The organism is Streptomyces sp. NPDC041135 (genome assembly GCF_055592085.1).
Genome location: NZ_JBVIYZ010000008.1, coordinates 1 through 16,405, shown reverse-complemented (window position 1 = coordinate 16,405; position 16,405 = coordinate 1). Strand labels below are relative to the sequence as shown.

General features: G+C 72.9%; 14 protein-coding genes. 8 read left to right on the top strand and 6 right to left on the bottom strand.

Annotated features, from left to right (window positions below):
- Positions 1-7 precede the first annotated feature (7 nt).
- On the bottom strand, positions 8-601 hold the full coding sequence (locus ACZ6CZ_RS19885) for a hypothetical protein (protein ID WP_469022673.1): 594 nt from the start codon (positions 599-601) through the stop codon (positions 8-10).
- 163 nt (positions 602-764) lie between these two features.
- Between ACZ6CZ_RS19885 and ACZ6CZ_RS19880 the strand changes: the two genes are divergently transcribed.
- The gene (locus tag ACZ6CZ_RS19880; RefSeq protein WP_469022670.1) at positions 765-1,310 is read left to right on the top strand and encodes a bacterial proteasome activator family protein; all 546 of its coding nucleotides are present in this window, start codon (positions 765-767) and stop codon (positions 1,308-1,310) included.
- Positions 1,311-1,406: 96 nt separating this feature from the next.
- On the opposite strand, the gene ACZ6CZ_RS19875 is transcribed toward ACZ6CZ_RS19880, so the two are convergent.
- Positions 1,407-3,059, bottom strand: a complete 1,653-nt coding sequence (locus ACZ6CZ_RS19875; RefSeq protein WP_469022668.1) for a Stk1 family PASTA domain-containing Ser/Thr kinase — start codon at positions 3,057-3,059, stop codon at positions 1,407-1,409.
- Between the two features lie 341 nt (positions 3,060-3,400).
- Between ACZ6CZ_RS19875 and ACZ6CZ_RS19870 the strand changes: the two genes are divergently transcribed.
- On the top strand, positions 3,401-4,975 hold the full coding sequence (locus ACZ6CZ_RS19870) for a protein kinase domain-containing protein (RefSeq protein ID WP_469022665.1): 1,575 nt from the start codon (positions 3,401-3,403) through the stop codon (positions 4,973-4,975).
- 81 nt (positions 4,976-5,056) lie between these two features.
- Here the strand turns inward: ACZ6CZ_RS19870 and ACZ6CZ_RS19865 are convergent, their stop codons facing one another.
- On the bottom strand, positions 5,057-6,100 hold the full coding sequence (locus tag ACZ6CZ_RS19865) for a phosphotransferase (RefSeq protein WP_469022662.1): 1,044 nt from the start codon (positions 6,098-6,100) through the stop codon (positions 5,057-5,059).
- 557 nt (positions 6,101-6,657) lie between these two features.
- Between ACZ6CZ_RS19865 and pdhA the strand changes: the two genes are divergently transcribed.
- From pdhA to ACZ6CZ_RS19850, 3 genes are read left to right on the top strand one after another with little or no spacing between them, the layout of a single operon-like run.
- A complete protein-coding gene (gene pdhA, locus ACZ6CZ_RS19860; protein ID WP_469022659.1) occupies positions 6,658-7,854 on the top strand; it encodes a pyruvate dehydrogenase (acetyl-transferring) E1 component subunit alpha in 1,197 nt (398 codons plus the stop codon).
- Between the two features lie 44 nt (positions 7,855-7,898).
- The gene (locus tag ACZ6CZ_RS19855; RefSeq protein WP_469023373.1) at positions 7,899-8,864 is read left to right on the top strand and encodes an alpha-ketoacid dehydrogenase subunit beta; all 966 of its coding nucleotides are present in this window, start codon (positions 7,899-7,901) and stop codon (positions 8,862-8,864) included.
- 10 nt (positions 8,865-8,874) lie between these two features.
- Positions 8,875-10,329, top strand: coding sequence for a dihydrolipoamide acetyltransferase family protein (locus ACZ6CZ_RS19850; RefSeq protein ID WP_469022656.1), 1,455 nt, complete (start codon positions 8,875-8,877; stop codon positions 10,327-10,329).
- Between the two features lie 107 nt (positions 10,330-10,436).
- Here the strand turns inward: ACZ6CZ_RS19850 and ACZ6CZ_RS19845 are convergent, their stop codons facing one another.
- A complete protein-coding gene (locus ACZ6CZ_RS19845; RefSeq protein ID WP_469022653.1) occupies positions 10,437-11,339 on the bottom strand; it encodes a D-alanyl-D-alanine carboxypeptidase family protein in 903 nt (300 codons plus the stop codon).
- A gap of 176 nt (positions 11,340-11,515) precedes the next feature.
- Between ACZ6CZ_RS19845 and ACZ6CZ_RS19840 the strand changes: the two genes are divergently transcribed.
- Both ACZ6CZ_RS19840 and ACZ6CZ_RS19835 read left to right on the top strand, forming a co-directional pair.
- On the top strand, positions 11,516-12,178 hold the full coding sequence (locus tag ACZ6CZ_RS19840) for a GntR family transcriptional regulator (protein WP_469022651.1): 663 nt from the start codon (positions 11,516-11,518) through the stop codon (positions 12,176-12,178).
- A complete protein-coding gene (locus ACZ6CZ_RS19835) occupies positions 12,175-13,503 on the top strand; it encodes an MFS transporter (RefSeq protein WP_469022648.1) in 1,329 nt (442 codons plus the stop codon). The genes ACZ6CZ_RS19840 and ACZ6CZ_RS19835 overlap by 4 nt, the downstream gene beginning before the upstream one ends.
- Before the next feature lie 70 nt (positions 13,504-13,573).
- Here the strand turns inward: ACZ6CZ_RS19835 and ACZ6CZ_RS19830 are convergent, their stop codons facing one another.
- Positions 13,574-14,365 carry an SAM-dependent methyltransferase gene (locus ACZ6CZ_RS19830; RefSeq protein WP_469022644.1) on the bottom strand — a complete coding sequence of 264 codons (792 nt, stop codon included), beginning with the start codon at positions 14,363-14,365 and terminating at the stop codon, positions 13,574-13,576.
- 63 nt (positions 14,366-14,428) lie between these two features.
- Entirely contained in the window at positions 14,429-15,253 is an 825-nt protein-coding gene (locus ACZ6CZ_RS19825) for a maleylpyruvate isomerase family mycothiol-dependent enzyme (protein ID WP_469022641.1), read from the bottom strand.
- 220 nt (positions 15,254-15,473) lie between these two features.
- On the opposite strand from ACZ6CZ_RS19825, the gene ACZ6CZ_RS19820 reads away from it, so the two are divergent.
- Entirely contained in the window at positions 15,474-16,268 is a 795-nt protein-coding gene (locus ACZ6CZ_RS19820) for a carbon-nitrogen family hydrolase (protein ID WP_469022638.1), read from the top strand.
- The last annotated feature ends 137 nt before the right edge of the window (positions 16,269-16,405 follow it).

Below are 16,405 nucleotides of genomic sequence, written 5' to 3'. Positions count from 1 at the left end.
CAAGGCCCTAACCCCGCCGGACCCGCAGTCCCACGAACGCCAGGCCCAGGCCCAGGCCGATGAGGACCAGTCCGCTGCCCAGCGGCAGGATCTGGAGCACCGGACCGCTGGGGACCCCCTCGGTGCCGATGGCGTCCTGGGGCGCGGGCGGCGGCTCGGGCGTCCCGGGGGGAGTGTCCGCCTCCCGGGGGCCGCCGGAGGCCTCCGGGGTCCGCGCGCCGTCGTCCCGGACCGCCGCGCCCTCGGAGGCGCCGGTGCCGGCCTCCTCCGAGGCGACGGCGTCCGGTGCGGTGTCCTCCTCCTCGCGGCCCTCCCCCGCCTCCTCCTGCCCCGGCTCCTCCCCGGTGCCGGTGTCCTCGCCCTCGACCTGCGCGGCGGGTCCCTCCGGCCGGCCCGGCCGCACCCGCCCTTCACCGGCCAGGTTCCCGGCCCAGGACGGCGGCGCGGACGCCGGGGGGCTGAGGGAGGCCGAGGGACGGGCGGAGCCCGAGGGGGCGGGAGCGGGGGCGTACGCGGCGGCCGTGGCGTACGGCAGCAGGACCGCCGCCAGGACCAGCAGGGGCCGCAGGGCGCGCAGTGAGTACCGCGACCACGAGGTCACGTCGGCCACCTCCCGGAACCCAGTCGTCAGGACCGACGGACACCACCCTCACATCCGGTGCCGGTCCCGGCACTCCGGGTTGCGCCGACGGGTGGAACGGGTGGACCGGCTCTCCCGGGGGGCACCACGCCGGTGAGGTGCGCACGTGCGAGACAATGGCGGCATGGAGATGCCGAGGAACGAACGGTCGCCGGAGAATCCGCAGAACCCGCAAATCCTGGTCCTGGGCCAGGACGGCATGGCGCTCGGTGGCGGAGGTGACGACGACTCCCGGGAGACCCCGCTGACGGAGCAGGTGGAGCAGCCGGCCAAGGTCATGAGGATCGGCAGCATGATCAAGCAGCTCCTGGAGGAGGTGCGCGTCGCTCCCCTGGACGAGGCCAGCCGGGTCCGGCTGAAGGAGATCCACGCCAGCTCGGTCAAGGAGCTGGAGGACGGCCTGGCGCCGGAGCTGGTGGAGGAGCTGGAGCGGCTCTCGCTGCCGTTCGCCGACGAGGCCACCCCGAGCGACGCGGAGCTGCGGATCGCGCAGGCGCAGTTGGTGGGCTGGCTGGAGGGCCTCTTCCACGGCATCCAGACGACGCTGTTCGCCCAGCAGATGGCCGCGCGGGCGCAGCTGGAGCAGATGCGCCGCGCGCTGCCCCCGGGCGTGGCCGTCGAGGGCGACGACCCCCGCGCGGGCGGCCGCTCGGGCGGGCCCTACCTCTAGGCTCCCGGGCTTTTCCCACGGTCCTGTCGGTACGAAGGGCCCGGCGGTCTCCCGCCGGGCCCTTCTCTCGTCTCTCGTCCCGCGTGCGGCCTCCGCTCAGCTGGGCGGGTTGCCGGTGGAGACCTTGAGCTGGATCTTCGGCATGTCGTCGGGGGAGACGTCCGTGTCGGCGGCCGGGAACTGCTCCATGACCGTGCCGTCGCCGTAGGTGTTCTCGTCGACGGGGATCTCCTTCAGCTCCCAGCCGGCGGCCTGGAAGCACTCCTTGACGGACTTGATGTACTTGAACTTGAAGTCCGGGACCCGGATCTTGTCCGGGTCGTCGTAGGACTCCTGCGGTTCGGTGCACTCCGTCTTGTCGATCGTCTTCGAGGTGTCGGGCCCGCGATAGCCCGCCGCGTGCGCGGAGGCGGAGCCCGAGGCGCTCGGACCGCCGCCCTCGGGGTCGCCGCCGTTGTTGTTCAGGGTCAGCGCGACGATCAGCCCGACGACGGCGACCAGCGACACCGCGACGGCGCCGATGACCACCGGCCGGCTGCCGCGGCCGCCGCCCCCGCCCGGGGACGGGGCGGGAGTCTGCGGCGTGAGGTTGTACGGCGGCGGCGTCGAGGGCGCGTGCTGCCCGTAGCCGGCCTGGGCCGGGGTCGGGTAGCCGCCCTGCTGCGGGTAGCCGTAGGCGGGCGAGGGCGCCGGGGTGCCGTACGGGTGCGGCGCCGGGGCCGGCTGGTACGGCGTCTGCACCGGGCCGGTGGGCTGGGGGCCGCTCTGGTCGACGGGCGGGAACACGGCGGAGCCGACGCCCGAGCCGGACTGCGTGGGGCCGGCGCCCGGCACGATGCTCGGCGCGCTCGGCTGGAAGGAGGCGGCGACCCGCAGGCACTCGTCGCGCATGGACTCGGCCGTCGGGAAGCGCTCGTTCGGGTTCTTCTTCAGCGCGCGGGCGACCAGCGCGTCCACGGCCGGGGGCAGCGCGCGGTTGATCGAGGAGGGCGCCACCGGCTCCTCCTGCACATGCGCGTACGCGATGGCGAGCGGCGAGTCCGCGTCGAACGGGAGCCGTCCGGTGACCAGTTGGAACAGCATGATGCCGACCGAGTACAGGTCGGAGCGGGCGTCCACGGCGCGGCCCAGCGCCTGCTCGGGGGAGAGGTACTGCGGGGTGCCGACGACCATGCCGGTCTGCGTCATCGACGTCACGCCGGACTGCATGGCGCGGGCGATGCCGAAGTCCATGACCTTCACGACACCGCGCTTGGTCATCATCACGTTGCCCGGCTTGATGTCCCGGTGGACCAGGCCCATCTCGTGGCTGACCTCCAGGGCGGCCAGCACGTCGGCGGTGATCTTCAGCGCCTTGTCGGCGGGCATCGCGCCGAACCGCCGGATGTCCTCCTCCAGCACCGAGCCCAGCGGACGGCCCTCGATGTACTCCATGACGATGTACGGCGTCGGCATGGAGTCGCCCGCGGGCGAACCGCCGGTGTCCTCGCCGGTGTCGAAGACGGAGACGATGTTGGTGTGGGTGAGCTTGGCCACTGCCTGCGCCTCGCGGCGGAACCGCTCGCGGAAGGCCGGCTCCCGGCCGAGTTCGGTGTGCAGCGTCTTGATCGCGACGTGCCGGTCCAGGACGGCGTCGTAGGCCAGGTGCACCGAGGCCATGCCGCCCTCGCCGAGGAGGTCGCGCAGCTGGTAGCGGCCCCCCGCCAGCCCCCGCCCCGCGTACCGGCCCTGTACGCCGTCCTGGCTCATGATTCCGCGTCCCCCACTTGGCCGTCAGGCGCCGTCGATGATCGAATGTCTCATTCCCGGCCAAGTCTGCCCGAGGGCACCGACACGTCAAGCTCGGTGCCCGTTCCGTGACCGTACGCGAAGGAAGCGTCGCGCAAGCGTTACAGCGGGCGTACGACCGGTGCACAGGATTTGCACGACAGCGCGTGCTGCGGGTTTGATGACCGGTCCGTCCCGGGCCGGTCCCCGTACCGGGCACGGAGCGGATCCCGGACCGGCGGCTTGCGCGGAGGCTGTAGCGTGGCCGACGGAGACCGTGACAACACCGCGCGCACCGCGGGCAGAAACGACGGCGAGGACCGATGGCACAGACGCACAGCGCCCAGGGCCCGTCCGACCCCGAGGCGGCTGGCGGCGGCATGTCAGAGACGCCGGAGATGTGGGGCAACGGCGGGCTCGTCGGCGACGGCCGGTACCGGCTGACCCACCGGCTCGGCCGGGGCGGCATGGCCGAGGTGTTCGCGGCCGAGGACGTACGCCTGGGCCGGACGGTCGCGGTCAAGCTGCTGCGCGCCGACCTCGCCGAGGACCCGGTCTCCAAGGCCCGCTTCACGCGCGAGGCGCAGTCGGTCGCCGGGCTGAACCACCACGCGATCGTCGCCGTGTACGACTCCGGCGAGGACTTCGTGGGCGGCCAGTCGGTGCCGTACATCGTGATGGAGCTGGTCGAGGGCCGCACCATCCGCGATCTGCTGCTCAACGCCGAGGCGCCGGGCCCGGAGCAGGCCCTGATCATCGTGTCCGGGGTGCTGGAGGCGCTCGCCTACTCGCACCAGCACGGCATCGTGCACCGCGACATCAAGCCGGCCAACGTCATCATCACGGACAACGGCGCGGTCAAGGTGATGGACTTCGGCATCGCCCGCGCGCTGCACGGCGCGTCCACGACGATGACCCAGACCGGCATGGTCATGGGCACCCCGCAGTACCTCTCCCCCGAGCAGGCGCTCGGCAAGGCCGTCGACCACCGCTCCGACCTGTACGCCACCGGCTGCCTGCTGTACGAACTGCTGTCGCTGCGGCCCCCGTTCACCGGTGAGACGCCGCTGTCGGTGGTCTACCAGCACGTGCAGGACATCCCCACGCCGCCCTCCGAGGCCTCCGACGCGTGCCCGCCGGAGCTGGACGGGCTGGTCATGCGCTCGCTCGCCAAGGACCCCGACGACCGCTTCCAGACGGCCGAGGAGATGCGCGGCCTGGTCCAGTACGCCCTGCAGATGCTGTACGAGCAGGGCAGCCACACCGGCACCTGGAACACCGGCCCGGTGGAGACGCACGACGGCCGGCACACCCCGGTGGCCGGGTTCGCCGGGACGAGCGTCATGGCGCATCCCATGGACGCCTCCGGCACCACGCAGATCCCCCAGCCGATCCTGCCCGGCGGGTACGGCGGCCATGACGACGGCGGCTTCGAGGGCCACGGCAACAAGGGCAGCGGCCGCGGCAAGCTGTGGATCCTGGCCGTCCTCGCGGTGGTCGCCATCGCCGCGGGCGTCGCGCTGGCGCTGAACACCACCGGCTCCGGCAGCGGCGGCACGGGCACCACCCAGTCGCCGACCCAGACGAAGACCACCGACGACAAGAAGACGCCCAGCGAGAAGCCCAGCGACACGGCGACCGACCGGTCCACCGACACGTCCACGGACGACTCCACGGGCACGGGCACCGGCACCCACTACTCGCCGACACCGACCCCGTCGTACACCCCGTCGCACACGGCCTCCAGCTACCCCACGGACGAGCCGACGGACCCCGAGACCTCCGCGGAGCCGACGGCCCCGGAGACGTCCGAGGCGCCGCCGTCCGACCCGGCGACGGAGACCGCGGGCGGCACCGACGAGGGCACCACGGACGGCACCGGGCAGGGCGGCCCTTGAAGGACACCCACGGCCCCGCCGAGCGCGTCCTGAAGCCCTTGAGCACCTGAGCCCTGAGCCGCGCCGCCCGGGCGGCGCGGCTCACTCCGCGAACGCGTCGCACACCGCGTCGTACTCGCGCGTCCACCACACCGCGAGCGCCGAGGCGGCCGGGAACTGGGGGTCCGCGCGCGTGTCGCGGCGCTCGTAGTGCCAGCGCAGCATCCAGAAGTCGTTCAGCCGCTCCCACCAGACCCGGTGCACGGCCGCCGCCAGCTCCGACGGGGTGGCGCGGGCCGCGCGCCGGTACGCGCGCGCGTAGGCCCGCACCTTCGGCAGGTCCAGCTCGCCGGCCGGCCGGACGAAGAAGATGGCGGCGGCCCGTACGGCCTCCTCGGCGCGCGGCTGCACGCCGAGCCGGTCCCAGTCCACGATCGCGGCGGGGGCGTCGCCCCGGTAGAGCAGGTTGAACGGGTGGAAGTCCCCGTGCACCCAGCCGACCGGGCCGCCGCGCGGCGGGCGCCGGTCCACGTGCTGCTCCAGCAGCGCCCGCCGCTCCAGCAGCCGGTGGCGGGCCAGCTCGTCGAAGGCGTCCGGGGGGCGGTGGCGGCGCACGTGCGCGAGCAGGTCGTCGATGAGCGCGAACGTGGCGGCCGGGTCGGCGCTCTCCACGGGGTGCGGGCCGGTGGCGGGCCGGGTGTGCCCCTTGGGGGGCATCACACGCTCCAGACAGGCGTGTACGGCCCCCAGGAGCGCCCCGAGGCGTGCGCTCTCCCCCCGGGTGAGCTGGCCGCCGTGCCGGTGCCTGCCGTCGATCCAGGGGTGCAGGGCGTATGCGTGGCCGCCGACGACGGCGACGGTGCGGCCGTCGCGGTGGGCGAGCGGCGGGGCGACGGGGACGCCGAGGTCGGCCAGGCGCTGGGTGGCCCGGTGGCGGCGTTCGATGGCCGCGGGGTCGGCGGTGTCGGGGTCGAAGTGGTGCTTGAGGAAGTAGCGGCCGCGGGTGGTGCTCAGGCGGTAGCCGCGGTTGAGCAGGCCCTGGTCGACGGGCTCGCAGGCGAGGGCGGAACCGGCGGCGTACAGGCGCAGCAAGGCACCCAGAGGGGGCGCTTGAGGCGCGGGGGGTGGTACACATGGGGGCGGCACGCGCCCGATGCTAGGGCACGGAAAGCGGCCGTGAGCTGGGCCTTGTCACAGACAGTCATCGCCGGTCGCTTTCGGTCGCGACCGGCCATGTTCCGGGTCCGCGGCTCGCCCGGCCCCGCCCCGCCGAGGCCGCCCGTGCCGGCTCCGCACGGGGAACTTCGTGATCCATCGGGCGGAACACCCGCATTCCTCCGCTTTCGCGCCCTGGGTCGGATTCACCCGCGAACTCTTCCCGTGACCTGGGTGGGCGGGATAACGTGCCGTTGCTCCGGCCTCCTGCAAGGCTGTGACCAGCGACCTTCCCCACCGCGTCGATTTACTTGGAAATCCAAGCAAAAACGCAGGTCAGGTGGGGTTTCACAGAAATGTGGCGCACTGGGTAACGTGCTTGTTGCAGGGCGCTCGCCGGGGCACCTGTCACGCCTGTTCCCGGCCGAGTGGCACCCACCCCGTGCCCGGTGGTCGGAAGCAGGTGAGCCTCCCCCAGGCTCTGATACGAGCCGGGGGACCCCAGGCCTACCGGCAACCCCGGGGGCCGGACCGACGGAGGAGCACACGTGACCGTGGACAGCAGTGCCGCGCGCAAGCCGCGACGCAGCGCCGCAGGCAAGGCCGGCACCACCGGCACCAAGCGCACCACCCGCACCAGCGCGAAGCAGAGCGGCGAACCCCAGCTCGTCCAGCTGCTGACGCCCGAGGGTGAACGCGTCCAGAACGCGGAGAACGCGGCGTACGACGCGTACGTCGCCGGGATCACCCCCGAGGAGCTGCGCGGCCTGTACCGCGACATGGTGCTCACCCGCCGCTTCGACGCCGAGGCCACCGCCCTCCAGCGCCAGGGCGAGCTGGGCCTGTGGGCCTCGCTGCTGGGCCAGGAGGCCGCGCAGATCGGCTCCGGCCGCGCCACGCGCGAGGACGACTACGTCTTCCCGACCTACCGGGAGCACGGCGTCGCCTGGTGCCGCGGGGTGAACCCGACCAACCTGCTCGGCATGTTCCGCGGTGTGAACAACGGCGGCTGGGACCCCAACGGCAACAACTTCCACCTCTACACGATCGTCATCGGCTCCCAGGCGCTGCACGCCACCGGCTACGCGATGGGCGTGGCCATGGACGGCGCCGACTCCGCCGTCATCGCCTACTTCGGCGACGGCGCCTCCAGCCAGGGCGACGTGGCCGAGGCGTTCACCTTCTCCGCGGTCTACAACGCGCCCGTGGTGTTCTTCTGCCAGAACAACCAGTGGGCGATCTCCGAGCCGACCGAGAAGCAGAGCCGGGTGCCGCTCTACCAGCGCGCCCAGGGCTTCGGCTTCCCCGGCGTCCGGGTGGACGGCAACGACGTGCTGGCCTGCCTCGCGGTCACCAAGTGGGCGCTGGAGCGGGCCCGCAACGGCGAGGGCCCCACCCTGGTGGAGGCGTACACGTACCGCATGGGCGCCCACACCACCTCCGACGACCCCACCCGCTACCGCCACGACGACGAGCGGGCCGCCTGGGAGGCCAAGGACCCGATCCTGCGGCTGCGCCGGTACCTCGAGGCCTCGAACCACACGGACGAGGCGTTCTTCGCGGAACTCGAGACGGAGAGCGAGACGTTGGGCAGGCAGGTGCGCGAAGCGGTCCGCGCCATGCCGGACCCGGACCACCTCGCCATCTTCGAGAACGTGTACGCGGACGGGCACGCGCTCGTCGACGAGGAACGAGCCCAGTTCGCCGCCTACCAGGCGTCGTTCGCGGACGCAGAGGGGGTCTGACCATGGCAACGAACACCGTGGCCACCGAGAGCGGCACCAGGACGATGGCACTGGCCAAGGCGATCAACGAGTCGCTGCGCCGCGCCCTGGAGACGGACCCCAAGGTCGTCGTCATGGGCGAGGACGTCGGCAAGCTCGGCGGCGTCTTCCGCGTCACCGACGGCCTGCAGAAGGACTTCGGCGACAGCCGCGTCATCGACACCCCGCTCGCCGAGTCCGGCATCGTCGGCACGGCCATCGGCCTGGCCCTGCGCGGCTACCGCCCGGTGGTGGAGATCCAGTTCGACGGCTTCGTCTTCCCGGCCTACGACCAGATCGTCACCCAGCTCGCGAAGATGCACGCCCGCTCCCTGGGCAAGGTCAAGCTGCCGGTCGTCATCCGCATCCCCTACGGCGGCGGCATCGGCGCGGTCGAGCACCACTCCGAGTCCCCCGAGGCGCTGTTCGCGCACGTGGCGGGCCTGAAGGTGGTCAGCCCCTCCAACGCCTCCGACGCGTACTGGATGATGCAGCAGGCCATCCAGAGCGACGACCCGGTGATCTACTTCGAGCCCAAGCGCCGCTACTGGGACAAGGCCGAGGTCAGCACCGAGGCGATCCCCGGCCCGCTGCACAAGGCGCGCGTGGTCCGCGAGGGCACCGACCTCACCCTGGTCGCCTACGGCCCGATGGTGAAGCTCTGCCAGGAGGTCGCCGACGCGGCCGCCGAGGAGGGCAAGTCGCTGGAGATCGTCGACCTGCGCTCCATCTCGCCGCTGGACTTCGACACCGTCCAGGCCTCGGTGGAGAAGACCCGCCGCCTGGTCGTGGTGCACGAGGCGCCGGTGTTCCTCGGCTCCGGCGCGGAGATCGCCGCCCGGATCACGGAGCGCTGCTTCTACCACCTGGAGGCCCCGGTGCTCAGGGTCGGCGGCTACCACGCCCCCTACCCGCCGGCCCGCCTGGAGGAGGAGTACCTGCCGGGTCTGGACCGGGTGCTCGACACCGTCGACCGTGCCCTGGCGTACTGAGGAGAGGGTCGTGACGACGATGACGGAAGCGTCCGTGCGCGAGTTCAAGATGCCCGACGTGGGCGAGGGACTCACCGAGGCCGAGATCCTCAAGTGGTACGTACAGCCGGGTGACACGGTCACCGACGGCCAGGTGGTGTGCGAGGTCGAGACCGCCAAGGCGGCCGTCGAACTGCCCATCCCCTACGACGGCGTGGTCCGCGCCCTGCACTTCCCCGAGGGCACCACGGTGGACGTGGGCACGTCCATCATCGCGGTGGACGTGTCGGGCGGGGCGGCCGCACCGGCCGCCCCGGAGCAGCCCGCGGCCGAACGGCCGAAGGCGGCGCAGGCCCCGGCCGAGCCGTCCGCGCCCGCGGCCCGCCAGCCGGTCCTGGTGGGCTACGGCGTCGCCGCCTCCTCCACCCGGCGCCGCCCGCGCAAGGGCCAGGACAGCACGGTCCCGGCACCGGCCCAGGAGGTCCCGGCCGAGCTGAACGGGCACGGCGCGGTGGCCCCGCCCGCCCCGGTGGCCCAGCCCGCACCCGCGGCCCCGTCCGGCGGTGCGGCGCGCCCGCTGGCCAAGCCCCCGGTGCGCAAGCTGGCCAAGGACCTGGGCGTCGACCTCGCCGCGGTGACCCCGTCCGGCCCCGGCGGCGTCATCACGCGCGAGGACGTGCACGCGGCGGTGGCCCCGCCGCAGTCCGCGCCCGCCGCCCCGCAGACGCGGGAGTCCGCTGCGGCGGCCGCGCCCTCCGCCGCGCCGGTGGCGGTGTACGACGGCGCCCGTGAGACCCGCGTCCCGGTCAAGGGCGTGCGCAAGGCGACCGCGCAGGCCATGATCGGCTCGGCGTTCACGGCGCCGCACGTCACGGAGTTCGTGACGGTGGACGTCACGCGCACGATGAAGCTGGTCGAGGAGTTGAAGCAGGACAAGGAGATGGCCGGTCTGCGGGTCAATCCGCTGCTGCTCATCGCCAAGGCCCTGCTGGTCGCCATCCGGCGCAACCCGGAGGTCAACGCCTCCTGGGACGAGGCGGCCCAGGAGATCGTGCTCAAGCACTACGTCAACCTGGGCATCGCCGCGGCCACGCCGCGCGGTCTGATCGTGCCGAACATCAAGGACGCCGACGCCAAGACGCTGCCGCAGCTGGCCGCCGCGCTGGGCGAGCTGGTGTCCACGGCCCGGGAGGGCCGGACGTCCCCGGCCGCGATGCAGGGCGGCACGGTGACGATCACCAACGTCGGCGTCTTCGGCGTCGACACCGGCACGCCGATCCTCAACCCCGGCGAGTCGGCGATCCTCGCGGTCGGCGCGATCAAGCTCCAGCCGTGGGTGCACAAGGGCAAGGTCAAGCCCCGCCAGGTCACCACCCTGGCGCTCAGCTTCGACCACCGCCTGGTCGACGGCGAGCTGGGCTCCAAGGTGCTGGCCGACGTGGCCGCGGTCCTGGAGCAGCCGAAGCGCCTGATCACCTGGGCCTGACCACCTGGTCCTGAGCCCGCGCCCAGAGGGGCCGTACGCAGAGGGGCCGTACGCAGAGGGGCCCGCCGCATGCCGCGGCGGGCCCCTCTGCCGTGCGGTGACCGGTGTCAGCCGATCTTGGCGAAGCCGTAGGTGAGGAGCTTCTTCGCGTCCGCCTCGCGCTGGGCGATGGAGGTGGAGGCGAGGACGGTGGCGACGACCGTCTTGCCGTTGCGGGTGGCGGCGACGACGAGGCAGTACTTGGCCTCGGGGCCGGAGCCGGTCTTGACGCCGATGGTGCCGCTGTAGCTGCTGAGGAGCCCGTTGGTGTTGGTCCACGGGTTCATCGTGCGGGTGCCGCCGGTCTTGGTGACCGTCTTCGCCGTGTAGGACTTGGTCTTGACGATCGTGCGGAACGTGGAACTCTTCAGCGCGTTGCTGGCCAGCTTGGTCAGGTCGCGCGGCGTCGAGTAGTTGGAGCCGTTGCCGATGCCGTCGAACGAGTCGAAGTGCGTGTTCGTCAGGCCGAGGCTCTTGGCGGTGGTGTTCATCTTGCCGATGAAGGACTTCACGCGCGCGGCGCGGGTGGAGCCGGAGCCGTACTTGTCGGCCAGCGCGTAGGCGGCGTCGCAGCCGGACGGCAGCATCAGGCCGTACAGCAGCTGGCGGACGGTCACCTTGTCGCCGACGATCAGGTGGGCCTGCGAGGCGTTGTTGGCGACGACGTAGTCGCTGTAGGCCTTCTGGATGGTGACCTTGGAGTCGAGGTTCAGGTTCGACTGGGCCAGCACGACCTTGGCGGTCATGATCTTCGTGGTGGAACCGGTGGAGCGCTTGGTGTCCGCTGCCTTGGTGTACAGCGTCTTGGCCGTCGCGTTGTTCATCACATAGCCGCCCTTGGCCACGATCGAGGGCGTCGTGACGGCCTGCGCGGGAGCCGCGGAGAAGGCGCCCGCGGCGAGCAGCGCGCCGGAGGAGACGGCGACGGCGGTTGCTCTGCGGACGCGGGTGCCTGCAATACCGGTAATCAAAGTGATGTACCCCGATTGTCTTGAATGCCCTTGATATGCGGCCGAGTTGGTGGCGGGAAAGGAGGGCCGCACGTGTGTGACACGTAAGTAGCACAGAAGGTTGTGCGTCCTGCGCGGAACCGTCCACATCGCGGACGGGGAACGCCTTGCGTACGTGTTGTATCTATGCTGTGGGCATGCCTTCCGCGCCCCCCGCCCCGCTCCGCCGGCCGCCCGCCGCCGACCGCGTCTACGCCCACGTCAAAGAGGCCGTCCTGGAGCGCCGCTACGAGGGCGGGACGCTCCTGACCGAGGGCGAGCTGGCCGAGGCCGTCGGCGTCTCCCGCACCCCCGTGCGCGAGGCCCTGCTGCGGCTGGAGGTCGAGGGGCTGATCAGGCTCTACCCGAAGAAGGGCGCCCTGGTGCTGCCCGTCTCCGCGCAGGAGATCGCGGACGTGGTGGAGACCAGGCAGCTGGTCGAGGAGCACGCGGCGCGCAAGGCCGTGCCCGCGCCGCCCGCCCTGCTCGAACGGCTGGCGGAGCTGCTGGCGCGGCAGCGGGCGCAGGCCGCCGCCGGTGACCTGGCCGCCGCCGCCGTCACCGACCGCTGCTTCCACGCCGAGATCGTGCGCAGCGGCGGCAACGAGATCCTCTCCCGGCTCTACGACCAGCTGCGCGACCGCCAGCTGCGGATGGGCGTCGCCGTCATGCACTCCCACCCCGACCGGATCGCCAAGACGCTCGCCGAGCACGCGGAGATCCTGGAGGCGCTGCGCGCCGGGGACGCGGACGCGGCCGTCGAGGTCGTGCACCGGCACGTGAGCTGGTTCTCCCACCTGGCGCGGGGTGAGGTCCGGTGAGCGGACGCTCCACCCGTCCGGGTGACCCCGCCGCGCCGCTCGGCAGGCCCGGCGAGCCGCCCGGCGGCCGGCGCGCCGTCGCGGTCTGGGGCATCGGCGTCGCGGTCTACTTCGTGGCGGTGATCTTCCGCACCTCCCTGGGGGTGGCCGGCCTCGACGCGGCCGACCGCTTCCACGTCAACGCCTCGGCCCTGTCGACGTTCTCCATCCTCCAGCTGCTGGTCTACGCCGGCATGCAGATACCCGTCGGCCTGCTGGTCGACCGGCTGGGCACCAAGAAGGTGCTGAGCATCGGCGCGGTGCTGTTCACGGCCGGGCAGCTGGGCTTCGCCTTCTCCCCCTCCTACGGCACGGCCCTCGCCTCCCGGGCGCTGCTCGGCTGCGGGGACGCGATGACCTTCATCAGCGTGCTGCGGCTGGGCACCCGCTGGTTCCCGGCCCGCCGCGGCCCGCTGGTCGCGCAGCTCGCGGGGCTGGTGGGCATGGCCGGCAACCTGGTCTCCACGCTCGTCCTGGCCCGCCTGCTGCACGGCGTCGGCTGGACCCCGGCGTTCGCGGGCAGCGCGGTGGCCGGCGCGGTCGTCCTCGTCCTGGTCCTGCTGTTCCTCAAGGACCACCCCGAGGAAGACGAGCCGGGCCCCCTCCCGCACCAGGGCGCCCGCTACGTGCGCCGGCAGATCGCCGCCTCCTGGCGCGAACCCGGCACCCGCCTGGGTCTGTGGGTGCACTTCACCACCCAGTTCCCGGCGATGGTCTTCCTGCTGCTGTGGGGCCTGCCGTTCCTGGTCGAGGACCAGGGCCTGACCCGGGGCACCGCGGGCGAGCTGCTCACCCTGGTCGTGCTGTCCAACATGGCCGTCGGGCTGGTCTACGGCCAGGTCGTCGCCCGGCACCACGCGGCCCGGCTGCCGCTGGCCCTGTCCACGGTCGCGGCCACCGCCGCCGTGTGGGCGGCGACCCTCGCCTGGCCCGGCGACCACGCGCCCAGGTGGCTGCTGGTGGTGCTGTGCGCCGTGCTGGGCGCCTGCGGCCCGGCGTCGATGCTCGGCTTCGACTTCGCCCGCCCGGCCAACCCGCCCGAGCGTCAGGGCACCGCCTCCGGCATCACCAACATGGGCGGTTTCGTCGCCTCCATGACGACGCTGTTCGCGGTCGGCGTCCTGCTGGACGCCACCGGCGACGACTACGCCGTCGCCTTCTCCTCCGTCTTCGTCCTCCAGGCCCTGGGGGTCTCCCAGATCCTGCGGCTGCGCGCCCGCGCGGCCCGCCGGGAACGGGAGCGCCGGGTGGCGAGCCGCGTGGAGACGGTGCACGTGCCCGCGTGAGGGCACCGCCGCCCGACGGGCGGGCGCCCGGGTGTCCGCCCGCCCCTCAGCCGCTCGGGCCGTCAGCCGCTCAGGCGGCGACCGGTACGAGGGTGAGGTAGGCGAGTCCGAGGACGCCCCGGTAGCTCATCCACTGCCCCCGGTGCCGGTCGAGGCGCTCGCGGGTCTCGGCCGCCAGCGGATGCCCCGGATGCGCGGCCAGCCACACCTCCGCGTCCGCCTGGTACGCCGACTCGAACTCCTCCCACTCCTGAAGGCTCGCCGTCTCCACCCACTCGGGCCGGAACCCGGCGGCCACGGCGGCGTCCAGCAGCGCCGCCAGGGGGAGCTGGTCGCCGGCGGAGGCACCCGGCCACATACCGGCCAGCTCGGCCCCGGTCGGCTCACGCTGCCAGAACCCCTCGCCGAACACCACCCGCCCGCCGTCGCTCACCAGCCGGCGCAGCTCGCCCAGCGCCTCGGCGGTGCCCTCGGGCGGCTCGGCGTCGCTCAGGGCGTGCCCGGAGCCCAGGCACAGCACCAGGTCGGCGGGGCCGCGCGTCGTCCCGGTCGCGGACTCCTCGTGGAAGCTCACCCGGTCCGCCAGGCCCCGCTCCTCGGCGTTGCGGCGCCCGCGCGCCAGGTCCTCACCGCTGACGTCGATCCCGGTGCCCCGGGCCTGCGGTACGGCGTCCAGCACCCGCAGCAGCAACTCGCCCCAGCCGCAGCCGATGTCGAGCACGCTGCGCGGAGCGTTCGCGGCTAGGCGCCGCACCAGGGCCTCGGCCCGGCCCTCGGAGAGGGGGTTGTGGAAGGTGAGGCGGGTGAGGCGGGGAGGCCGCTCGTCGAGGGCCGCGGGTGCGGGGGCGCTGTCGGTCGTCATGGCGGCACACGCTAGTTCCGGCACCGCCCCCGGCGACACCGGATTTGCGCGCGGCGGCAGGCCCTACTTCGTCACCCGGAAGTTGCGCAGGATCGCCGCCGTCAGCTCCGGGTCGCCCTCGGCCTTCACCCGGTCCGCGACCGCCTCCGGCGTCACCCGCCCGCAGGCCAGCCGCACGTAGGTCTCCCAGTCCAGGCCGAGGGTGGCGGCCGGGCCGAGCGCGGGGGTGCTCTCCAGGGTGCCGCGGCCCTGGATGTCGACGCGGATGGTGCGCAGGAACTCCACGGGCCCGTGCACGTCGAAGACGATCGCCGAGCTGCGCGGCGCGTTCGCCGCCTCGGCCACGACCCGGGGCAGTTCGCCGAGCAGCACGTCCCGGGTGACGTACGCGCCCGGCGAGTCGAGGTTGCCGGGGCGGCCGAGGGCGGCGCGCAGGTCCTGCTCGTGCACCCACACGTCGAACGCCCGGTTGCGCATGGCCTCTTCGAGGGTGATCTCGGTGCCGAGCGGGCCGCGCACCTTGGTGCCGGGGTCACGGGACTCGTTGCGCAGCTGCCGGTTGCGGCGGATGACGGTGTACTCCAGCTCGGACGTCATCTCCGGTGCCGTGTGGTGGCGGCGGACGTCGACCTGCATCTCCATGTACCGCTGGTGCGCGTCGGTGACGTGGAAGAGGTCGCGGGGGAGGGTGTGGATGGGCCGCGGGTCGCCGAGCATCTCGCAGTCCATGCCGATGACGTGGGACACGATGTCGCGGACCGACCATCCCGGGCACGGGGTCCGCCGGTTCCACTCGCCCTCCGCAAGGGGCAGCACCAGCTCGGATATCGCGTCGATGGAGTGGGTCCAGGCGTCGGCGTAGGGCTGGAGGGTGGGATGCAGACTCACGGAAACGGGACCCCTCGGCGGTCGGTACTCGGGCAGGTGGCGGCGGCGCTGCCGGCGGGCGTGGCTGCTGACGGCGGGTGTCTCGGAAACTCCCCCCGGCTGTCGGCTGCGCTCGAATCTGGGGGACCCCCAAGTTACGCTGCTGTGCGGTACCCCGGCAGTGCTTTCGTGTGACGATCGTAGGCCTGTGTGGACAACTAGAGTGCAGGACGGTGGTAGTGTGCGCGCCTCGCTGATCCAGATCGCCGTGGACGAGGACGAATCGGCCGAGTCCCGGCGGCGCCGGACGGCCGCACTGGTGCGCGAGCAGGCCGGTGCCGACCTCGTCGTCCTGCCCGAGCTGTGGACCACGGGCGCCTTCGCCTACGAGGAGTTCGGCCGCGAGGCCGAGCCGCTCGACGGTCCCACGCACGAGGCGATGGCCAAGGCGGCGAGCGACGCGGGCGTCTGGCTGCACGCGGGCTCCGTCCCGGAACGGGACCCCGACGGCACCCTCTACAACACCTCCCTCGTCTTCTCCCCCTCCGGGGACCTCGCGGCCGCCTACCGCAAGATCCACCGCTTCGGCTTCGACAAGGGCGAGGCCGTGCTGATGGGCGCCGGGCGGGAGCCGGTGACGGTCCGTCTGCCCGCGACCACCCTGGGCCTGGCCACCTGTTACGACCTCCGTTTCCCCGAACTCTTCCGCGCCCTGGTCGACGACGGCGCCGAGACCCTGGTGATCCCGGCGGGCTGGCCCGAGCGGCGGCGCGGGCACTGGACGCTGCTGGCCCGGGCCCGGGCGGTCGAGAACCAGGCGTTCGTCCTCGCCTGTGGAACGGCCGGGACGCACGCCGGGGTTCCGCAGGCCGGTCACTCGATCGTGGTCGACCCGTGGGGCGAGGTGCTGGCCGAGGCGGGCGCCGGCGAGGAGGTCCTCACCGTCGAGTTCGACCCTGCGCGCACCGCGACGACCCGGGAGCAGTTCCCCGCGCTCAAGGACCGCGTCCTGGGCCTGCGCCCGCCCCGCCGGTAACGGCAACCGGGAAGGCCCGGACAGGTGCGGGCCGAGAGGTCCGGCAGTTTCGTTTGGATCATCGGGCGGACCAGAGGAAGATGCCCGCGATGTGGAGTCCGGCCAAGTAGATGGTGGCTGTCTTCTCGTAACGGGTG

What these genes read in the sequence shown, in the direction of transcription:
- ACZ6CZ_RS19880 (WP_469022670.1), top strand. Translation starts at nt 765, where the DNA reads ATGGAGATGCCGAGGAACGAACGGTCGCCGGAGAATCCGCAGAACCCG.
- ACZ6CZ_RS19875 (WP_469022668.1), bottom strand. Translation starts at nt 3,059, where the DNA reads ATGAGCCAGGACGGCGTACAGGGCCGGTACGCGGGGCGGGGGCTGGCG.
- ACZ6CZ_RS19870 (WP_469022665.1), top strand. Translation starts at nt 3,401, where the DNA reads ATGGCACAGACGCACAGCGCCCAGGGCCCGTCCGACCCCGAGGCGGCT.
- ACZ6CZ_RS19855 (WP_469023373.1), top strand. Translation starts at nt 7,899, where the DNA reads ATGGCACTGGCCAAGGCGATCAACGAGTCGCTGCGCCGCGCCCTGGAG.
- ACZ6CZ_RS19840 (WP_469022651.1), top strand. Translation starts at nt 11,516, where the DNA reads ATGCCTTCCGCGCCCCCCGCCCCGCTCCGCCGGCCGCCCGCCGCCGAC.
- ACZ6CZ_RS19830 (WP_469022644.1), bottom strand. Translation starts at nt 14,365, where the DNA reads ATGACGACCGACAGCGCCCCCGCACCCGCGGCCCTCGACGAGCGGCCT.